Raw genomic sequence first — 17,993 nt, 5'->3', positions numbered from 1 at the left:
GTTTTTGCGCCTGCTCCGTCTGGGTTCGAGCATGGTCACCCGTGAAAGCCGCGTCACCCTCGCCGCCCTCTCGGTCGCCGCCGCCGTCGTCGTCGTGAGTCTCGTCCTGAACCTCCAGCAGGCGGTCCCGTACGGGAGCGCGATCCTGTACCTGATCGCGTTCCCCGGACTCGCTTTGCTCGTCCCACAACTGTACCTGGCCCGGACGACCGACGATCCGGGGATGCGCAAGTGGCATCTCCGCGCCGGACTGGGGGCGGCCGGCGTCCTGACGCTGGCCGGGGCGAACGTCGATCCGACGGGCCGGACGGCGATGCAGGTGATCGGCGTGGGGCTACTGATCGCACTCTTCGTCGTCGAGGCCGTGCAGGGCTACTACGAGTCGTCGCTGTTCGAGGACGCCAGCGCGGAATGAAAACGGGTTTGCGGCCGCCCCGCCTAGGAGGGGTATGTTCACCGGTATCGTCGAGCGGACGGGCGAGATTACCGACGTGACCGACGACGAAGGAGGCCGCCGGCTGACGGTCGCGGCCGACCTCGACGACCTGCACCACGGCCAGAGCATCGCCATCAGCGGCGCGTGCCTGACCGTCGAGGAGTTCGGGGACGACTGGTTCTCCCTGTTTCTCTCCGCGGAGACGCTCGACAGAACCTACCTCGGCGAGTTGACCGAGGGCGACCTCGTGAACGTCGAGCGGGCACTGCCGGCCGACGGGCGCTTCGACGGCCACGTCGTGCAGGGCCACGTCGACGGCACCGCCGAGGTGACGGCGATAGAACAGATAGACGACGACTGGGAGTTTCGGTTCGCCGTTCCGGAGGATATGGAGCGCTATCTGGTCGAGAAGGGGTCGGTGACGGTCGACGGGATCAGTCTCACCGTCGCCAGCCTCTCCGATGAGGACTTCGGCGTCGCGGTCATCCCGGCGACCTACGACATCACGACGCTGTCCGAGAAGTCGGTGGGCGATCCGGCCCACCTTGAGGTGGACGTGGTGGCCAAGTACGTCGAACGGCTGCTGGCGGCCGACGCGGACCTGACGGCGACCCAGACCCCGTACGCCGAGCGGTTCGACGACTAGCCCAGGTCGGGACTGTCCGCCGGCTCGTCGTTGCGATTGGCTCGCCGGTAGGCGTCGTTGTACGTCGAGAGCTTCCGGAGCAGGAGGTAGACGAACAGGCCGTCGTAGAGGACGACGAAGCTCAGGAAGACGACGAACGTGTCGACGGCGGTCACGCTGGCGACGATGGGGACCAGGACGGTCGCACAGGTGTTGTACGTGGCGTGGACGAGCGTGGCGATGAGCAGCCCCTTCACGACGATGGGGCCGGCGTCGTCGGGGTTGAACTTCGCGAGGCCGAGGTAGTAGCCGGCGAAGGCCGAATAGATGACGTGGCCGGGACCGGCCAGCGCCCGAATTGTGGCGATGTCCGAGCCGGCCTGGATCAGGTTCATTCCCGGGGCGACCATCTGCAGCGTGTTGGTGATGTAGAGGGCGTTCTCGATGGTGGCGAAGCCCAGGCCGGCGACTGCGCCGTACACCGCGCCGTCGATCACCGCGTCGAACTCCGGCATGCGGTAGGCGTACATCCGGACGGCGAGCAGTTTCACGGCCTCCTCGACGGGACCGACGACGAGGAAGTACAGCGCGAGCAGGCCCAGGATCGGGACGAGGCCGAACCCGGAGCCGACCACGCGCACGACCTGGCCGACCGTGTCGTTGAGGATCCCCGCGAAGTTCGCGAACAGGATCCCGAGCAGGAAGGTGACGACCAGGATTTCGAGCGGTTCGCTGGTCGTCACGTCGGCCCGCCAGAGGTACGCCGCGAGGACGAACGCCGGTACGATCGAGAGCGCGACGAAGGTGCCGACACGGGGGTCGACCAGCAGTCCGAACCCGCCGAGCACCACCTGGAGGCCGAGGATGAGGACCGCGACGACGACGACGGTCCAGCGTACTCCGACGATGGCGGCGTGATAGAGTCCCTGCGCGAATCGGTCGAGTCCCGACCGCGTCTCCCACTCCGAGATCTCGTAGAGGTCCATCGAGCCGTCGTCCATCGACTGGACCGGGTCCCGTTCCTCGTCCATATCCTGGGCTCGTGAGGCTCGCACCTAACGCTTTGCCTCTCCTGCGATCACTCGGGCAGGTGTGGCCAGGTCGAGGCGACGGCCGTCTCGACGACCGCTGTCCGGGCGCGTCGGAGACGCTCGGACCGCGACGATGCTTGCTGGTAATCCTCCTACCACCCGGATAATTAAACAGTATAATTTCGTTTAAGGGGCACCGTTTTACGTGCGTATCGGTCACTGACCGGTAATGACACGCCATAGCGCCAGTCGGGGGATCATGTATTCGGCTCCGCCGACGGAGGAGGAAGACGAGGATGCGGTCGAAGCGGTGACGGCCGCCGAGAAGGAAGACGTGGCGACGGCGGACGACTGAGGGCGCGACCGGAGGGAGCGCCCTCGAACGCGTGAGCGGGGAGGAACGACTCGCGAGCGGCGCGACCGGAGGGAGTGCCCTCGAACGTGCGAACGCAGACGTTTTTCGGTGCAGGGCCTAACAATGAGTAATGACTGTGATTGCAGGCGTCGTCGCCGTGCAGGGCGACGTGACCGAACACGCCGCGGCCATCGAGCGCGCCGCCGCGTCCCACGGGCAGGACGCCGAGGTGCGGGAGATCAGGGAGTCGGGGATCGTTCCCGAGTGTGACCTGCTCCTGTTGCCCGGCGGCGAGTCGACGACGATCTCGCGGTTGCTCCACCAGGAGGGGATCGCGCCGGAGATCGTCGAGCACGTCGAGGCGGGCAAGCCGGTGCTGGCGACGTGTGCCGGACTGATCGTCCTGTCCACGGACGCCAACGACGACCGGGTCGAGACGCTGGGGCTGGTGGACGCGACCGTCGAGCGCAACGCTTTCGGCCGGCAGAAAGACAGCTTCGAGGCTCCGCTGGACGTGACTGGGCTCGACGACCCCTTCCACGCCGTGTTCATCCGCGCGCCGCTGATCGAGTCGGTCGGCGACGCCGCGGTGCTGGCCGAGTGGGACGGGCGGCCCGTCGCCGTGCAGGACGGGCCGGTCGTGGGGACCTCGTTCCATCCGGAACTGACCGACGACGCGCGGATTCACGATCTGGCCTTCTTCGCCGACGACTGATCCCAGTGGGGTTAGACGCCGGTACCGGGGTTTTTGACCACTCACGCCCTCGGGCCGGTATGGACGCAGCTATCGACGCGGTGCGGGTCGCCGGCACACCTACGGGGCCGGTGCCGGTCGTCTTGCTCGCGGTCGAGGGCGAGTCGGATCTGTTGCCGATCTTCGTCGGGTTCGACGAGGCCGCGAGCATCGCCCGCGGGCTCGATGCCGAGGACATCGGGCGGCCGCTCACCCACGACCTCACGCTGGATCTGGTCGAGGAACTCGGCGGGCGGATCGAGCGCGTCGTCGTCAGTGATGTCGAGGACGGCACGTACATCGCGGACCTCCACCTGGCGACGCCGCGGGAGTCGACAGTGATCGACGCGCGGCCGAGCGATTCGCTGGCGCTGGCCGCCCGGACGAACGCGCCCCTGGCGGTCGACGAGTCGGTCTTCGAGGAGGGGCGGCGCGACCCTGACGAGTTCGAGGACATGGACGACATCCGCGAAGTGATGGAAGTTTAGTCGCCCGGCGAGAAGGGCAGGCATGGACGATACCGACACCGACGCCGTCCTCGACGAACTGTTCGCGGTCATCGAGGACCGCAAAGAACGGTTGCCCGAGGATTCCTACACGGCCTCGCTGTTCACCCACGAGAAAGGCGAGAACGCCGTCCTCGAAAAACTCGGCGAGGAGACGACCGAACTCGTGTTGGCGGCCAAAGACGACGATCACGAGGAGATCGGTCACGAGGCCGCCGACATCGTCTACCATTTGCTGGTCTTGCTCGCGATGAAAGACATGGACGTGGCCGATTTGCGGTCGGAGTTGCGCGAGCGGCGGTAACGGTCAGGCGTTGCACCGCTCGCGACCGACGGGAGCGAGCGGCTTTTTCACCCACGTTTTTCGAGGCGGGGTTCGCGACCAGCGGGAGCGAACCCAACGAGAAAAAGGTGGTCACGAGATGGACGTGGCCGATTTGCGGTCGGAGTTGCGCGAGCGGCGGTAACGGTCAGGCGTCGCACCGCTCGCGACCGACGGGAGCGAGCGGCTTTTTCACCCACGTTTTTCGAGGCGAGGTTCGCGACCAGCGGGAGCGAACCCAACGAGAAAACGGTGGTCACGAGATGGACGTGGCCGATTTGCGGTCGGAGTTGCGCGAGCGGCGGTAACGGTCAGGCGTCGCACCGCTCGCGACCGACGGGAGCGAGCGGCTTTTTCACCCACGTTTTTCGAGGCGGGGTTCGCGACCAGCGGGAGCGAACCCAACGAGAAAACGGTGGTCACGAGATGGACGTGGCCGACTTGCGGTCGGAGTTGCGCGAGCGGCGGTAGTCGCTCTTACACCTTGTTGGCTTCCGGACACACGGTGACGCCGGTGAACTCGAAGCGGGTGCCGTCGGACCTGTCGGCCAGCGTCACGTCCCAGCCGTGGGCCTGGGCGATCTCTCTGACGATGGCCAGCCCCATGCCCGTTCCGTCGCCGGTCGTGTAGCCGTACTCGAACACGAGGTCCCGCTCGTCGGGCGGGATGCCGGGGCCGTCGTCTTCGACGTAGAACCCGTCGTCGAGCACGTCGAGTCGGATGGTCACGTTGGGGCCGGCGTGCCTGACGGCGTTCGAAAAGAGGTTCTGGAGGAGTTCAACCAGCCGGTCGGCGTCGGCCTCGATGGCATAGTCGGTCCGACACTGCAGCGTGGCCTCGGGAGCGTCGACGTGGGCCCACGCGGCGTGGGCACAGTCGTCGAGGGCCGTCTCTCCGAGGTCGCCGATGACCCGGCCGTCTCGGGCCAGGGTGAGGACATCGTCGATCAACGTCTCCATGCGGTCGACGGCGTCCTCGATGTGGTCGTGGTGGCCGCTCCGGCTCTCGGCCCGGGCGGCCTCGACGCGGGCGCGGATCACCTGGAGCGGGTTCCGGAGGTCGTGTGAGACGACGCTCGCGAACTTCTCCAGCCGTTCGTTCTGCCGTTCGAGCTCCCGCTGGTACTGCTCGCGCTCGGTCACGTCCCGAGAGTTGACGATCACGCCGGCCAGAGCGGGGTCTTTGAGCCTGTTGTGCCCCACCGATTCCAGGGTTCGCCACGCACCGGCCGCGGTCTGCATCCGGTAGGTGACCCGCCGTCGCTCGCCGAGCCAGTCATTCGGATCGGCGAAAAACGCCAGCACGTCGTCCTGATCGTCGGGGTGGATGCGGTCGATCGGGTTCTGATCGACGAACTCCGACGGGGCGTAACCCATGATGTCTTCGATGATCGGGTTGACGTAGCGGACCGTCCCGTCCTGGCGGTGGATGGTGAGCATATCAGTCGAGAACTCGACGAGTTGCTCGAACCGACCGGCCGGTCCTACCTCGCCGGTCAGGTCCGGTCGGACGCGGGCAAGCGCGTCGGCCAACCGGTCGGCCAGGATAGCCGCGTCCGGGTTCGATTCGACGGGCACGTACTCGGTCACGCCGACCGAGAGGGCCTCGCTGACGAGTCGCTCGTCGCCGTCACGGGAGAACAGGACGAACGGGACCGTCGGGCGCTCGCGTCGTGCCTCCTGAAGTAGCTCGATCCCGTCCATGTCGGCGAGGTCGGCGGCGCTCAGCACGGCACCGACGGCCTCGTCCTCCAACATCTCTAGAGCCGCCGCCCCGTGTGCGGCCGTCTCCACCGACGACACCTCGGTCTTTTCGGCCAGTTCGTCACGCAGCGTGTCCAAATCCGGCTCGGGTGCGACCAGCACCGTTGGCGGGCCACTCCCGTCGACCATTGATCGTCATTTGTCCTTCTATTACTTACCAATTGGTGATTATTTAGATCGCGCTGACCGTTGAAGTGAGCTTTTCTCACATATATATTTCGCAGTCATGGTGTCGTTTTTTACGTCTGGTTGAGCCCTGCCATCCAGTTGATCGAGTCCAGTCCAAAGGACGCGTTTTTATGCACGAACCGTCTACGGACGCCAACATGATTCTCGAGGACCTCCCGACGACGCCAACGTCGGAGGAGCTGATCGACCAGGCGTTCTCCCGGGCGGCCCGCGCGGGCCGAGCCAAATCCGGGTTCGAAGCCCAGCAGTCGATGCTCCAGACCGCCGCGAACGTCGTTTCGGACAACCTCGAGAACGTCGTCACCGCGTGGCCCGACATCGACGACCTCGACCCGTTCTACCGCGAGTTGATCGACGCCCTCGTGGGAGTCGACGACCTGCGCCAGCACCTCTCGGAGATCAGCTGGGCCAGCCGGAAGGCCAGCGACATCCGCGACGAGTACCAGGGTCGGTTCCGCAACGTCGACGCCGACGGGGCCAAGAAGCTCCGCAAGCAGGCGTTCGCCCGGATCGCCGACGTAGTGGAGGAGGTCGACGGTGACCTCGAAGCCGTCAACGAGGCCCGCAACACCCTCCGGGAGTTGCCCGACATCCGCCCCGACGAGCCGACCATCGTCGTCGCCGGCTACCCTAACGTGGGGAAATCCTCCTTCGTCAACCGGGTGACCAACGCTCGCAACGAGACGGCCTCCTACCCGTTCACGACGACCGAGATTCGGGTGGGACACATCGAGCGCGACCACATCCGGTATCAACTCGTGGACACGCCGGGCCTGCTGGACCGGCCGCCGGAGGACCGCAACGAGATCGAGTCCCAGGCGGTCAGCGCGCTGGAACACCTCGCCAACGCTGTGCTGATGATGGTCGACGCCAGCGGCGAGTGTGGGTATCCTCTCGACGTGCAACTCGAACTCAGGGACGCGCTGGCGGCCCGGTTCGCGGACGTGCCCGTCCTCACGGTCTGCAACAAGAGCGACCGCTCGACCGACGTGGAGGCCGACCTGTACATGAGCGTCACCGAGGGCGAGAACGTCCAGGAGACGCTCGACGCCGCCGTCGAGGCGGTCGGGTACGAGCCGGAGTTGCCCTACGACGAGTAGCTCAGGCGGCCTCGATCGTGACGTAGCGGACCTGCGTCTCCACGTCGTGGCCGGCCGCGCGGTCGATGGCGGTATCGATCCGCCGGCTGAGGCCGCCGACCGATTCGCCGTTCCCCGGGGGGACGCCGACGGTCACGACGACGCGCTCCGACTGGCTCAACAGGATGCCGTCGGTGAACTGCACTTCGGTGTCCAGTAGCGTCGCGCGCTCGTTCTCGTCGACGACGCTCTCGACACCCTGGCGGATGTCTTCCTCGCTGGCGGCGTTCTGGAAGGAGTTGTAGGTGACGCCGCCGAGAAAGATCGAGAGGACGGCGATGGCGACCGCCAGGACGGCGACGCGTTTCAGCACCGCGCTCCGGGCCTCGTCGAGTTTGAACCAGTGGCGGGGTCGGTAGCCGTTGTACCAGAGAACGCCGATGGCGGCGACGTTGATCGAGAGGCCGTTGACCAGCGCGAGGACGCCCGAGCCGACACTGACCATCGGGAGGCCCCAGGCGATGCCGATGCCGACCGTGGCGGCCGGCGGGATCAGCGCGACGGCGATCATGACGCCCACGATGGCCGCCGAGACGCCCGAGGACAGCGAGAGTGCCCCGGCGACGCCGGCCCCCAGCGCGACCGCCAGCGAGAGGAAGTCGGGAGCCAGTCGCTCGCGGATCTCGGGAACCTGGGTGATCTCGATGCCCGGCGGGACGAGGCGCGCGTACCTGACGAAGACGGCGAAGGCCGCGGCGCTAACGACAGCAAGGGACATGCCCAGCACCTGGAGTTTGACGCCGCGGACGAACAGTTCGTCTTCGTCCAGCACCGTGCCGACGCTGGCGGCCATCGCCGGGCCGATCAGCGGGGCGATGACCATCGAGCCGACGACGACCGCCGGCGAGTCCAGCAACAGGCCGGCGGTGGCGATGATGGCGCTGATGACCGTCATCGTCGCGTAGGTCCGCAGCGTCGGGGCGAGTTCCTCGGCACGGCTCTGGAGTTCCTCCCGGGCGATTCGGCCCTCGTCGACTTCCTCCTGCTCGGCGTATCGCTCCTCCAGCTCGTCGAACCGTCGGGAGACGACGGTACTGGCCTCGACGACGACGGTGTAGGCCTCGTCGTCGATCCCCGCGTCTTGGAGCCGTTCGAGGACGGGTTCGACCGCGGGGTTGGGCAGCGGCGCGTAGACGATGGCCGTGAACTCGCGGCCGCTGGTCTCGTCGGTGACGACGTAGTCGACGCCCTCGTCGTCGAGGGCACCGAGGACCGTCTCGCGTTTCCCCGTCGGGATGGTCACCTGGAGGAGTCGCACACCGGACACTCCGAGGGGGGTCGGGAAATACGTGGCGGGCCAGTCATCGCGCGATCCGTCCACGGTCGGAAACAGCGACGCTTATCCGCCCCAGTCGTCTAGACGCCTCCATGTTCGATTCGCGGCCGGACCGGAGCGCCGAGGTCGTTCTCGTGGGGCGCTCGAACGTCGGCAAGTCGACGCTGATGCGTGAACTGACCGGCCACACGTTCGATACGGGCCAGCGGCCGGGCGTCACGCGCCAGCCCAACCACTACGACTGGAACGCCGAGGACTTCGTCCTCACCGACCTCCCCGGCTTCGGGTTCATGAAGGGCGTCCCCGACGAGGTTCGCGAGGAGATCAAAGACGACATCGTCGCGTATCTGGAGACCTACGCCGAGCAGATCCTCGTCGCGGTGCTGGTGGTCGACGGCAAAGCCGTGATCGACATCATCGACCGCCACTCCGGGCCCGACGAGATCCCACACGACGTGGAGATGTTCCACTTCTTGCGGGACATGGGCATCCCCGTCGTCGTCGCGGTCAACAAGATGGACAAGGTACCGGATCGGGACGAGCGCCTCGACGCCCTCTGTGACAGGCTCGGACTGCTCCCACCCTGGAAACAGTGGCAGGAGACCATCGCCCCGATCACCGCCAAACGCGGGTCCATCGACCCCATGACCGAGGCGGTCCGACACCACCTCCACGAACAGCAACGCGACGACCTCTTCACCTTTTTCTGAGGGGTTAATTCCGACCAGTTATCGTACGTGGAAAAGTCGGTGGGACGGCTGGCCGGATAAACCAGTCGCTATCCGGCGGCCGAGACCGCCGTTGATCGGTGGTACAGTAGAAAACGGGGGGTAGAGGGGGGATGTTGGGGGGTGGCACCCGAAAAATGGGTGCACCCGAGGTTAAGAGCCTGATAATAATGAAGCTTCCGACTGGCGATCTTCGTGACAGGAGACGGACACAGCTACTGGCGGGGATCGACGACACGCCGCCGTCGCTCGTTCGGGGCGGTGAAAGGGCTTAGTGGGGCCGCGTTCAAGTCACTGCCGTGACCACGCCCGCACCCGACTCCGATACGCCCGCGCCGACCGTCCGGGAGGCGGTCAAGGCGGACCTGCTCGCGGTGTATCGCATCGAGAAGGCCTCCTTCCCCCAGCCGTGGCCCTTTGCCGCCTTCCAGCGGTACGTCGGGGAACCGACCTTTCTCGTCGCGGAGGTCGGCGCTGGCGTCGCGGGCTACATCGTCGCTGACTCGGTGCCCAACCACGGCCGGCCGCTGGGCCACGTCAAGGACCTGGCCGTCCATCCCGACCAGCGTGGCCAGGGCGTCGGGTCTACCCTCCTCCGGCGGGCGCTGGGCGTCATGCGCGCCCAGGGTGTCGCCGAGGTGAAACTCGAAGTCCGGGAGAGCAACGAGACGGCCCGGAACCTCTACGAGTCCTTCGGGTTCGATCACCGGCGAACGGTCCCCCGCTACTACGACGACGGGGAGAACGCGCTCATCATGGTCGTGGACCTGTAAGGTCTATCCGTCCGCGCCCGCTTGGGCAGGACATGGGATACGCCTGCCCGGTGTGTGAGGACCCTCAGGCCGACGCCGAACACCTGGCGAACCACCTCGCCTTCACGGCCTTGCTCGGCGACGACGACCACGAGGCCTGGCTCGACGACCACGCGCCCGACTGGGACCAGGCCGACGCCGACGCCCTGGCCGCGACCGTCACCGAGATCGCCGAGGAGACCGACTATCCGCAGGTCTTCGAGGACACTGTGGAGCACGACCACGACCACGAGCGGTCGGGCGCGCTGTTCGAAGACGAGAGCCGGGCCGTCGAGCGCGGCCGCGAGCGCGCCAGCCAGATGACCGGCCTCGACGACGAGGACGAGGAGATTCTGGAAGAGGCCCGCGAGATGACACGACAGATGCAGGATGGAGAGGACGAGCGGAGCGAGTCCTCGGACTTCGTGAGCGGGGCGGAACCTCCCGCGAGCGAGGGCGAGAGCGACGGCGACGAGGACGCGACCGACTCCGAAACCGAGTAACCGGAGCGGCCCGCAGAGTCGGACATGCACACCGAGGGAGTGTTCGCGCCCGAGACGGCGGCGGAAGCAGGCGAGCTGTACGCGGCCGTCGGCCCGGCCGCACAGACCAGCGTTCGTGAAGTCGCGAAAGCCATGGACTTCGACAGCGAGGAGTACGAGGACCGGGTGACGGGTTCGGTCGTCGCGACCGCCCACGAGGCCATCTTCGCCTCCATGCTCGAAGTGACCGTCGGCACCGACGCCGAGTTCGAGGACTGGTGTGAGGACCACCCCGACTACCAGCGCGAGATGATCGGGAGCGAGAACGTCGACCGGGTGGTCTGGCACGCCGTCCCCTTCGCCGAGACGGTGGTCGCCGCGACCTTTCAGGAACGAGAGGACGCGGCCGTCGGCACCCTCCGCCGGCAGGCCTTCGGCAGCGCCTATCGCGATATCGTTACCGGCGACCAGTAGGATCCGCTATCGTTTTTCGGCCGGCCCCCCGAGTAGTGGCCATGCGACAGATCACGCGTCGGGTCACACTCGCCCTCCTCGCCGCCATCGTCTTGCTGCTGGCGCTCGGTGCCCTCCCGGGCTACCTGAAAAGCGGCGATCCCTACTACATGACGGCGACGGCGACGGACAACCGGACGGCGATCCCGGCCGACTCGCTCTCGGACAACCGGTATCCCTACACGGCGGCCGCGCTGGCCAACGCGACCGCGGCGGCGGGCGACGGGACCGCCAACGCGACGGGCCGGTCGGAGCCGTACTGGAAGGGGCCCGTCGGACTGAAAGGCGCGTTCACCCACTCGCCGTTCGACGAGTTCGACGCGGTCAGACAGCGCAACCAGTCCGGTGCGACCGACAGTGCCATCTTCGTCCGCGAGAACGGCACCGTTTACCGACTGGAGGTGACACAGACCCCATGACCGACGATCCGATCAACCGGCGGTTCGACGCCGACGACCACCCCGCCCGCGAACCCGAGGACTTCGACTGGCCCGTGCTGGAGTCGGCGGTCGAGTACGAGACCGGCTGGTACACCGGCGGCTACGACCGCGTCGGCCAGCCCGACGGCTCGGAGAAACACTACTACTGGGCGGATCTGCCCGCCGCGGCCGTCGTCGTGGCCGTGGCACCGGGCCACGTCGTGGGGGACGGCGACGACGACCACCTCGTCATGGTCGACCAGTACCGACCGACGATCCGGGAGCAGTGTCTCGAACTCCCCGCCGGAATCGTCGAGGACGGCGAGAGCTACACCGACGCCGGCCGCCGGGAACTCCGAGAGGAGACTGGGTTCGACGCCGCCGGTCTCTCTCTGATCGAGGAGTTCTGGTGTTCGACCGGCGTCCTCCGGCACCGCCGGGGCATCGTCTTCGCCGAGGGCCTCGAACCGGTCGACGCCGACCTCGACGACAACGAGTTCCTCAGCGTGACGACCGTCCCCGTCGACGAGGCCCTGGCGGTGGCCCGGCAGGAACCGTCCAACGACGCCACTATCGAAGGGATCCTGCTGGCCCAGGCCGACGACCTGCTCTAGTCGAACGCGACCGTCCGGGTCGTGCGCCGGTCGCCTGCGGCCGTCACGGTCAGCGTGTACTGCCCGTCCGGCAGACCCGTGATCCACGTCTCGAACTCGCCGCCGGACACGGAGGTGTTCGTCCGCAGGACTCGCGTCCCCGTCGCGTCGGCGATCCGGACCACGACGGAGTCGGTCGGACTCCGGCCGCCGACCCGGAGCGTCCCCGACCGGACCGTCGTGCCCCGTTCCGGCGTGTCCAGCCCGAACGCCGCGTCGGCACTCGACGGATACGCGAGCGTCGGCCCCCCGCCGTAGATTCGGAACGATCCCATCGGGTATCCCTCTGATCCGCTCAGTGGCCGCCACGCAGGTCCGCCGACCGCGAGCGGTTACAGCCCACCGCGGCCGTTCTGCAGCAGCGTCACCAGCAGGTCGAGCAGTCGCGCGAACTGTTCGAGCGTGCCGACCAGTCCCTTCAGCTGACTGGCGAAGTCACCGCCCAGCAGACCGCCCGGCTGAAGTACCCCGGCCGGCGCCGCCAGGGCCGGTGGCCAGCCACAACGGCAGCGCCGCCGCGATTGCACTACCGATTCCCCACCCGACAGAGCATCCCCCGCTCATTGTCGACCACTTGTTCGATCTCCCCCATTAAATTTACTAAGAAATTAAATTAAATCAACTCCGAAAAACCGAAGCTCATCCGTTCAGCGCCTCGACCGGGCGTCGATTGGCCGTCTTCCAGGCGGGGTAGAGACCGCTGCGGAGGCTCGTGCCGACGCCGAAACAGAACGCCAGGACCAGGAAGTCGACGTTGCGCTCGCTCGTGCTCATCAACATCACGTTGACGATGCTGACGCCCGCGACGACCAGCGAGATCGACCCGATGGCGAGCAACGCGGCGTTGAGGGGCCCGAAGTACTCCCGGATCCGGTCCAGCAGTGAGGACAACTCGACGACAGTGATGCGGTTCCCGCGGCCGTCGAACGCGGACCGGAGTTCGCTCGCGGTCGTCGCGGCGCTCTCGGGTGAGACGGTCGGAGAATGACCCGACGGCCGCTCTTGGCCCGTCCGAACCTCCGTCAGGATGGGCTCGGTGTCACGCCACGTTGAAGCCTTTGTCGCGGAGGAAATCCTCGACGCGTCCGGTGTGGTTGCCCTGGAGCTCGATCTGTCCGTCCTCGACCGTGCCGCCACAGGCGAACTTCGATTTCAGGTCCGAGGACAGACTGTCCATGTCCACGTCGTTGGGATCGAACCCTTCGATGACCGTTACCTCTTTACCGTATCGGCGCTCGTCGATGCGGATGCTGATTTCCTGGGACTCTTTGGCGACGTCCTCGCAGACGCAGAGCTCCTCGGGCAGCCCGCACGTCGAGCAGACTTCCGACATTACAAGTCGGTCCTACGAAACCGACGTATTAAACACCTTCGGGACCTGCGGAAGCAAGCCCTGCAAGCCGGTCTCGGCGGTCAGCCCAGGGGCCCCGTCCGCTCCCGGACGATCTCGTTTGCCGCTGCCACGGCGTCGTCGGCGAGGCTCACCGTCACGTCTCCGGCGTACCGAGCCCGCTCGTGGAGCCGATACACCCGTTCGACGGGCTCGTCGGCGTCGATAGCCGCCAGATACTGCCGTGGGGTCTCCCCGTCCCGGCGTGGCCGTTCCTCGCGCGCGAGGACGTACTCGACGCGCTCGAACGCTCGCTGTACGTCACTCGCCGGGTCGGCCCGGGGTTGCCAGCGGACCCACACGGCCCGGTAGGCACGCTCGTGGAGACCCAGCCGGCGTGCGCCCGCGGCGACGCCGGCCAGCACCACGAGGATGAGCGCCGCCTCCTCGCGCGACGGCGGTTCGGGCAGCGGAATGCCACCGCGCTCGTCGTTCGCCGTCCGTACCGCGTCCCCGTCGGTCGTCGGCGTCCGGATCGGCCCCACGGTCGACCCCGGCGTCGCCGGGGACGGATTCGTCGTCGGCCGGTCCGGCGTCGACGGCGGTTCGGTCGTCGGCTCGGGGTCGTCGTCGACGTTCCCGAGGTCCCCGCCGCCCTCGATCCGGTCTTGCTCGGCGTCCTGTCGCGGCCCGGCCGGCGTCGGGTCGAACTGCACCCAGCCCACGTCCGGGAAGTAGACCTCGACCCAGGCGTGGGAGTCCAGGCCACGGACCTGATAGGTACCGCTGTCGACCTGTTCGCCCGTCGTGTAGCCGACGACGAACCGCGCCGGGATGTCCTGGGTTCGCAGCATCGTCACCATCGTCGTCGCGAAGTACGTGCAGTACCCCTCGTCCATCTCGAACAGGAAGCTGTCGGCGACCTCGCCGTCGGGGCGGTCCACCTCCAGCGAGTACCCCTTCTCCCGTTCCAGGTAGGACTCGACCGCTCTGGCCGTCTCGTAGGCCGTGTCGGCCCCGGCCCCGTCCTGAATCTGGCGGGTGCGTGTCGCCACCCGGTCGGGCGTACTCGCGGGGAGGTTCGTGTACCGCGACTCGATGCGGCCGGGATAGTCGTCACCGGCCCGCTGGAGGCGCCGCGGCGACACCACGGGCTGGCGGCTGACGACCGTGTAGCTGTCGCCGGGCGTGAACGCCGACGCGGGCTGGAGCCCGCCCAGCGAGGTCACCGACGTGTCCCCGGCCACGTTCTCGCTGACCCTGACTGGCTTCCAGGCCGCGGGCATGGCGTCGAGTTCCGACTCGATGGTCACCGCCTGCTCGACGATCCGGCTCTCGCCCTGCGGGCCGCTCATCTCACCCCGATAGTCGAGTGTCGAGCCGGTTCGGACCCAGCCGTCGCCCGTGTAGCGGTCGTAGGCTCCCGTCCGCCAGTAGGCCTCGCGTGGGCTCTCGACCGTGAACCGGACCGCCGAGGAGAGGCTGATCGATCCCTGGATCGAGACGCGCTGATCGGAGTTGATCAGGCTCCCCTCGATGGTGTCGGTGCCGCCCTCCCCGAACAGGCCGAACGGCGTCCCGGTCCCGCCGGGGACGACGCTGACCAGCATCGTCGCGACCACCATCGCCGCGAGGACGACGGCCATCGTCTCGACGGCCCGGTCGGCCCCGCCGAACCGTTCGAGCCGGCCGAACCCGACCGTCCCGACCGCACCCAGCGCGCCGAGCAACGCGACCAGCGTGTCCACGTCACCCGTGAGGACGAAGAACGTCAGCGCGGCCCCGCCGACGAGCGCCGCCCCGACGTATCGCCGCCGGAGCACCAGGTACCACGTCAGAAAGACCGGGGCTGGCGTGTACGCCAGCGCGAACAGTTCGATCATCTGGAGGCGCAGCACCGACAGGCCCATGAACAGCGACACCACGTCGCCGAGGATGCGGTCCTGCTGGGCGACCACGTCCGCCGGCAGTGCCGAGGCGTACATCCAGAGCCCGAGGACCAGCAGGCCCAGTCCGACGGGTAGCGCCGTCCACGCACCGACGACCCGCGACAGCCCCGTCGCCAGCACGAGCGTCACCGCGACGACCAGCAGGAACGTACTGGGATCACCAACCACGTCGATGATCCCGTACAGCGGGAAGGTGAAGGAAAACAGCAGCAGTCCCGCCGATAGCAGGGCCAGCCCGCGAGGCTCGAACAGCGCCGCCAAGGGCCGTCTCGCCGCGTCGACGGCCCGCTCCGTCGGACCGCCAGTTTCGGTACTCATCGCGACACCTCCTGTTCGGCCGAGGCGTCCCCACTGGACCCGGCCGTTCGCGCCTGCTCGCCGTCACCCTCGGGCGGCTCCGGCGGTGTCGGACCGAGCGAGAGGCGGTGGTCCCGGCCGTCGATGGTCGCGGTCACGCCGTCCTCGTCGGCGGTGAGGACGACATCGGCACCCTCGCGGGCCGGGCGGGCGGGCTGTCCCGGGCCGGTGCGTGCGAGCAGGTCGAGGACGTGTCGCCGGTGGGCCTGTCCGCGGCCGGCCGCCACCTCGCCGGCCGGGCAGATGACCCCGACCGACAGGCCCGCGTCCATCGCCAGCACCGCGAGGCTGGCCGCGGCCGACGCCATCGCGTCGTCGTGGCCCGGCGTGGCTCCTGCCGCGACGGTCAGCGTCGACTCGCGTTGCTCGCTGACGAACTGCTTGACAACGAGGTCGCCGTCGCTGCGCTTGGCGCTGGATTTCCAGTGCACGTCGCGCAACGGGTCGCCCGGCGCGTACTCGCGGATCGTGTCGAAGGCCTGCCGGTCGGTCGCGGTGTCGTATCCGAGCAGGCGCGCGACGGCGTCGTCCTCGCGCAGGTCGACCAGCGGCGGGTAGACCAGCGCCGTCGCGGTTCCTTCCGGTTCGAAGGATCGGACGAACAGGCCGAGTACGTCGGTCACGACGACGCGGGGCGGACCGAGGTCCCACGCACCCCGCGCGCCGAGTTCGATGTCGTACGCGACGGTCGCCGGGAGGGTCACCCGCCGGTCGTATCCCTCGGCTGCGACGCCCGGCGGGACGGCGTCGGTCACGCGCGCGAGCGCGCCGCCGTCGACGGTCAACTCGACGGTTCGTGACTCGCCGGGGTGGCCGGGAACGGGGTCTTCGCGGTCGATTTCCGGCCGGCCAGCGTAGAACACCTGGACGACGCTCACCAGCAGTGCGATCAGTGCGGGCGCGGCCAGTGCGTTCAGCGCGCGCGCGCCCGACGCGGCGGCCATCAGGATCGAGCCGACGGCGACGCCGACGACGCCGACGGTACGCCAGGTCGGTCTCATTCGACTGCGACGGTCTCCAGTGCCTCGCCGACGATCTCCTCGCCGGTCCGGTCGGCCGACGCCGTCCGGATCCGGTGAGGCATGATCGCCCGCGCCTCCGTCTGCACGTCGTCGGGGACGACGTAGTCCCGGCCCGCGAGCGCCGCCCGCGCCTGGGCGGCCCGCAACAGGGCGATGGAGCCACGCGGGCTCACCCCGAGCTGGGCCTGGTCGCGGGTGTACTCCGCCAGCCGGGTGACGTAGGCCCGGATCGGCTCCTCGACGGTGATCTCGCTGACCGCGGTCCGCGCGGCCTGGAGGTCCGCGAGCGTGGCCACCGGCGAGAGGTCCTCGATGGGGTGGTTCCCGACCACGCGCCCGAGCATCTCCGCCTCGTCGTCCGAATCGGGGTATCCCAGGTGGAGTTTCTTCATGAACCGGTCGAGTTCGGCCATCGGGAGTTCGTAGGTCCGGTCGCGCTCGACCGTGTTCTGGGTCGCGATGACGGTGAAGGGGTCGGGCATCTCGTGGGTCACCCCGTCGACCGTGACCTGCTGTTCCTCCATGGCCTCCAGCAGGGCACTCTGTGTCTTCGGCGGCGCGCGGTTGATCTCGTCACCGAGGACGACGTTGGCGAAGACCGGACCGGGCCGGAAGTCGAACTCGCTGGTCTTCTGGTTGTAGACGTTGATGCCGGTGATGTCGGAGGGCAACAGGTCCGGCGTGAACTGGACGCGCTTGAACGAGCCGTCGAAGGAGGCCGCGATGGAGCGGGCGAGCATCGTCTTGCCGACCCCGGGTACGTCCTCCAGCAGGACGTGGCCCCGGCCCAGTACCGCGGTGAGGATGTGCTCGATCTCCGCGTCGTGGCCGACGATCACCTCGCCGACGTTCTCGGCGACGCGGCGAGCGAGGTCGCCGGCCGCTTCCACAGCGTCGTCCGACTCCTGTTCTAGCGTCGATGAGTCTGCGTCAGTCATGAGTAGCGGGGGTGGCGGGCGAGTAACTGGCCGTGCACTGTCGACCGGCAAGTGTCTTGTCCACTCGGCCGAACGAACCGCGGGCTCGAACACTGCACCCGGCCAGACCGCGGCCGTCGGTACCGTTCACATGCGTGGTATGGACCGGTCCCACCTAATATTGCTGTATCACTCGGCTGATGAGTTACCACTCCTTGCAGTCGGCACAGACCAGGTCGTCACCGTCCCGCCAGCGGCGCGCGACCGACTCGCCGCAGGCCCCACACACCGTGCCGTCCCCGGTCCAGGCGTACGTCGACGTGGCCGGGGCGACCGCCTCCGAACCGGTCGCGGGCTCTTCGGCCGGCTCGGGAGCATCGGCGTCCGCTCCGTCGTCGTCGGCGTCATCGTCGCTCGCGTTCGCGAACTCGTCGAGCGAGGCGTCGTCCATGCGGC

General features: G+C 67.9%; 25 protein-coding genes. 14 read left to right on the top strand and 11 right to left on the bottom strand.

Annotated features, from left to right (window positions below; translation table 11 throughout):
• Positions 1-31 precede the first annotated feature (31 nt).
• On the top strand, positions 32-415 hold the full coding sequence (locus MU521_RS13360; RefSeq protein WP_092691053.1) for a hypothetical protein: 384 nt from the start codon (positions 32-34) through the stop codon (positions 413-415).
• Positions 416-449: 34 nt separating this feature from the next.
• Complete coding sequence (locus tag MU521_RS13355) at positions 450-1,082, top strand: riboflavin synthase (RefSeq protein ID WP_092691056.1); 633 nt, start codon at positions 450-452, stop codon at positions 1,080-1,082.
• On the opposite strand, the gene MU521_RS13350 is transcribed toward MU521_RS13355, so the two are convergent.
• Positions 1,079-2,092, bottom strand: a complete 1,014-nt coding sequence (locus MU521_RS13350; protein ID WP_092691058.1) for a PrsW family intramembrane metalloprotease — start codon at positions 2,090-2,092, stop codon at positions 1,079-1,081. The two genes, MU521_RS13355 and MU521_RS13350, sit on opposite strands and share 4 nt — an antisense overlap.
• Positions 2,093-2,321: 229 nt before the next feature.
• Between MU521_RS13350 and MU521_RS21485 the strand changes: the two genes are divergently transcribed.
• The 4 genes from MU521_RS21485 (at position 2,322) to hisE (ending at position 3,990) form a co-directional block, all read left to right on the top strand.
• On the top strand, positions 2,322-2,447 hold the full coding sequence (locus MU521_RS21485) for a hypothetical protein (RefSeq protein WP_281187034.1): 126 nt from the start codon (positions 2,322-2,324) through the stop codon (positions 2,445-2,447).
• Positions 2,448-2,577: 130 nt separating this feature from the next.
• Positions 2,578-3,162: a pyridoxal 5'-phosphate synthase glutaminase subunit PdxT gene (gene pdxT, locus MU521_RS13345; protein WP_092691060.1), complete on the top strand. Its 585-nt coding sequence runs from the start codon at positions 2,578-2,580 to the stop codon at positions 3,160-3,162.
• 59 nt (positions 3,163-3,221) lie between these two features.
• On the top strand, positions 3,222-3,668 hold the full coding sequence (locus MU521_RS13340) for a bifunctional nuclease family protein (RefSeq protein ID WP_092691062.1): 447 nt from the start codon (positions 3,222-3,224) through the stop codon (positions 3,666-3,668).
• 22 nt (positions 3,669-3,690) lie between these two features.
• Entirely contained in the window at positions 3,691-3,990 is a 300-nt protein-coding gene (gene hisE / locus MU521_RS13335; protein ID WP_092691065.1) for a phosphoribosyl-ATP diphosphatase, read from the top strand.
• A gap of 495 nt (positions 3,991-4,485) precedes the next feature.
• Here the strand turns inward: hisE and MU521_RS13330 are convergent, their stop codons facing one another.
• Positions 4,486-5,901 (bottom strand): hybrid sensor histidine kinase/response regulator, encoded by a 1,416-nt coding sequence (locus MU521_RS13330; protein ID WP_092691068.1) that lies wholly within the window; start codon positions 5,899-5,901, stop codon positions 4,486-4,488.
• A gap of 197 nt (positions 5,902-6,098) precedes the next feature.
• Between MU521_RS13330 and MU521_RS13325 the strand changes: the two genes are divergently transcribed.
• A complete protein-coding gene (locus tag MU521_RS13325; protein WP_092691416.1) occupies positions 6,099-7,061 on the top strand; it encodes an NOG1 family protein in 963 nt (320 codons plus the stop codon).
• A gap of 1 nt (position 7,062) precedes the next feature.
• On the opposite strand, the gene MU521_RS13320 is transcribed toward MU521_RS13325, so the two are convergent.
• Positions 7,063-8,358, bottom strand: a complete 1,296-nt coding sequence (locus MU521_RS13320) for a TIGR00341 family protein (RefSeq protein WP_092691071.1) — start codon at positions 8,356-8,358, stop codon at positions 7,063-7,065.
• A gap of 110 nt (positions 8,359-8,468) precedes the next feature.
• On the opposite strand from MU521_RS13320, the gene engB reads away from it, so the two are divergent.
• The 7 genes from engB (at position 8,469) to MU521_RS13285 (ending at position 11,923) form a co-directional block, all read left to right on the top strand.
• Positions 8,469-9,086, top strand: coding sequence for a GTP-binding protein EngB (gene engB / locus MU521_RS13315; protein ID WP_092691073.1), 618 nt, complete (start codon positions 8,469-8,471; stop codon positions 9,084-9,086).
• 155 nt (positions 9,087-9,241) lie between these two features.
• Complete coding sequence (locus tag MU521_RS13310; RefSeq protein WP_175452828.1) at positions 9,242-9,379, top strand: hypothetical protein; 138 nt, start codon at positions 9,242-9,244, stop codon at positions 9,377-9,379.
• A 24-nt stretch (positions 9,380-9,403) separates the two neighbouring features.
• Positions 9,404-9,877, top strand: coding sequence for a ribosomal protein S18-alanine N-acetyltransferase (rimI, locus tag MU521_RS13305; protein ID WP_092691076.1), 474 nt, complete (start codon positions 9,404-9,406; stop codon positions 9,875-9,877).
• A 32-nt stretch (positions 9,878-9,909) separates the two neighbouring features.
• Complete coding sequence (locus MU521_RS13300) at positions 9,910-10,398, top strand: DUF5810 domain-containing protein (protein ID WP_092691078.1); 489 nt, start codon at positions 9,910-9,912, stop codon at positions 10,396-10,398.
• Between the two features lie 24 nt (positions 10,399-10,422).
• Positions 10,423-10,851, top strand: coding sequence for a DUF5809 family protein (locus MU521_RS13295; RefSeq protein ID WP_092691081.1), 429 nt, complete (start codon positions 10,423-10,425; stop codon positions 10,849-10,851).
• A gap of 41 nt (positions 10,852-10,892) precedes the next feature.
• Positions 10,893-11,309, top strand: coding sequence for a hypothetical protein (locus MU521_RS13290; RefSeq protein WP_092691084.1), 417 nt, complete (start codon positions 10,893-10,895; stop codon positions 11,307-11,309).
• Positions 11,306-11,923: an NUDIX hydrolase gene (locus tag MU521_RS13285; protein ID WP_092691087.1), complete on the top strand. Its 618-nt coding sequence runs from the start codon at positions 11,306-11,308 to the stop codon at positions 11,921-11,923. The genes MU521_RS13290 and MU521_RS13285 overlap by 4 nt, the downstream gene beginning before the upstream one ends.
• Here MU521_RS13285 and MU521_RS13280 read toward each other — a convergent pair.
• The 8 genes from MU521_RS13280 to MU521_RS13245 form a co-directional block, all read right to left on the bottom strand.
• Positions 11,920-12,237, bottom strand: coding sequence for a hypothetical protein (locus tag MU521_RS13280; protein ID WP_092691090.1), 318 nt, complete (start codon positions 12,235-12,237; stop codon positions 11,920-11,922). The two genes, MU521_RS13285 and MU521_RS13280, sit on opposite strands and share 4 nt — an antisense overlap.
• 57 nt (positions 12,238-12,294) lie before the next feature.
• Complete coding sequence (locus tag MU521_RS13275) at positions 12,295-12,489, bottom strand: hypothetical protein (protein ID WP_092691093.1); 195 nt, start codon at positions 12,487-12,489, stop codon at positions 12,295-12,297.
• 112 nt (positions 12,490-12,601) lie between these two features.
• Positions 12,602-12,853, bottom strand: a complete 252-nt coding sequence (locus MU521_RS13270) for an ABC transporter permease (protein ID WP_092691095.1) — start codon at positions 12,851-12,853, stop codon at positions 12,602-12,604.
• Between the two features lie 148 nt (positions 12,854-13,001).
• Positions 13,002-13,295, bottom strand: coding sequence for a stress response translation initiation inhibitor YciH (gene yciH, locus MU521_RS13265; protein WP_092660804.1), 294 nt, complete (start codon positions 13,293-13,295; stop codon positions 13,002-13,004).
• A gap of 80 nt (positions 13,296-13,375) precedes the next feature.
• On the bottom strand, positions 13,376-15,559 hold the full coding sequence (locus MU521_RS13260; RefSeq protein ID WP_092691098.1) for a transglutaminase TgpA family protein: 2,184 nt from the start codon (positions 15,557-15,559) through the stop codon (positions 13,376-13,378).
• Positions 15,556-16,599, bottom strand: coding sequence for a DUF58 domain-containing protein (locus tag MU521_RS13255; protein WP_092691100.1), 1,044 nt, complete (start codon positions 16,597-16,599; stop codon positions 15,556-15,558). Before MU521_RS13255 ends, MU521_RS13260 begins: the two co-directional genes overlap by 4 nt.
• Positions 16,596-17,558 (bottom strand): AAA family ATPase, encoded by a 963-nt coding sequence (locus MU521_RS13250; RefSeq protein ID WP_092691103.1) that lies wholly within the window; start codon positions 17,556-17,558, stop codon positions 16,596-16,598. Before MU521_RS13250 ends, MU521_RS13255 begins: the two co-directional genes overlap by 4 nt.
• Before the next feature lie 184 nt (positions 17,559-17,742).
• A complete protein-coding gene (locus MU521_RS13245) occupies positions 17,743-17,988 on the bottom strand; it encodes a DUF7573 domain-containing protein (protein ID WP_092691105.1) in 246 nt (81 codons plus the stop codon).
• Between the last annotated feature and the right edge of the window lie 5 nt (positions 17,989-17,993).

It is taken from the genome of Halorientalis regularis, assembly GCF_023698535.1.
GTDB lineage: Archaea > Halobacteriota > Halobacteria > Halobacteriales > Haloarculaceae > Halorientalis > Halorientalis regularis.
This window is presented reverse-complemented; position numbering and strand designations above follow the sequence as displayed.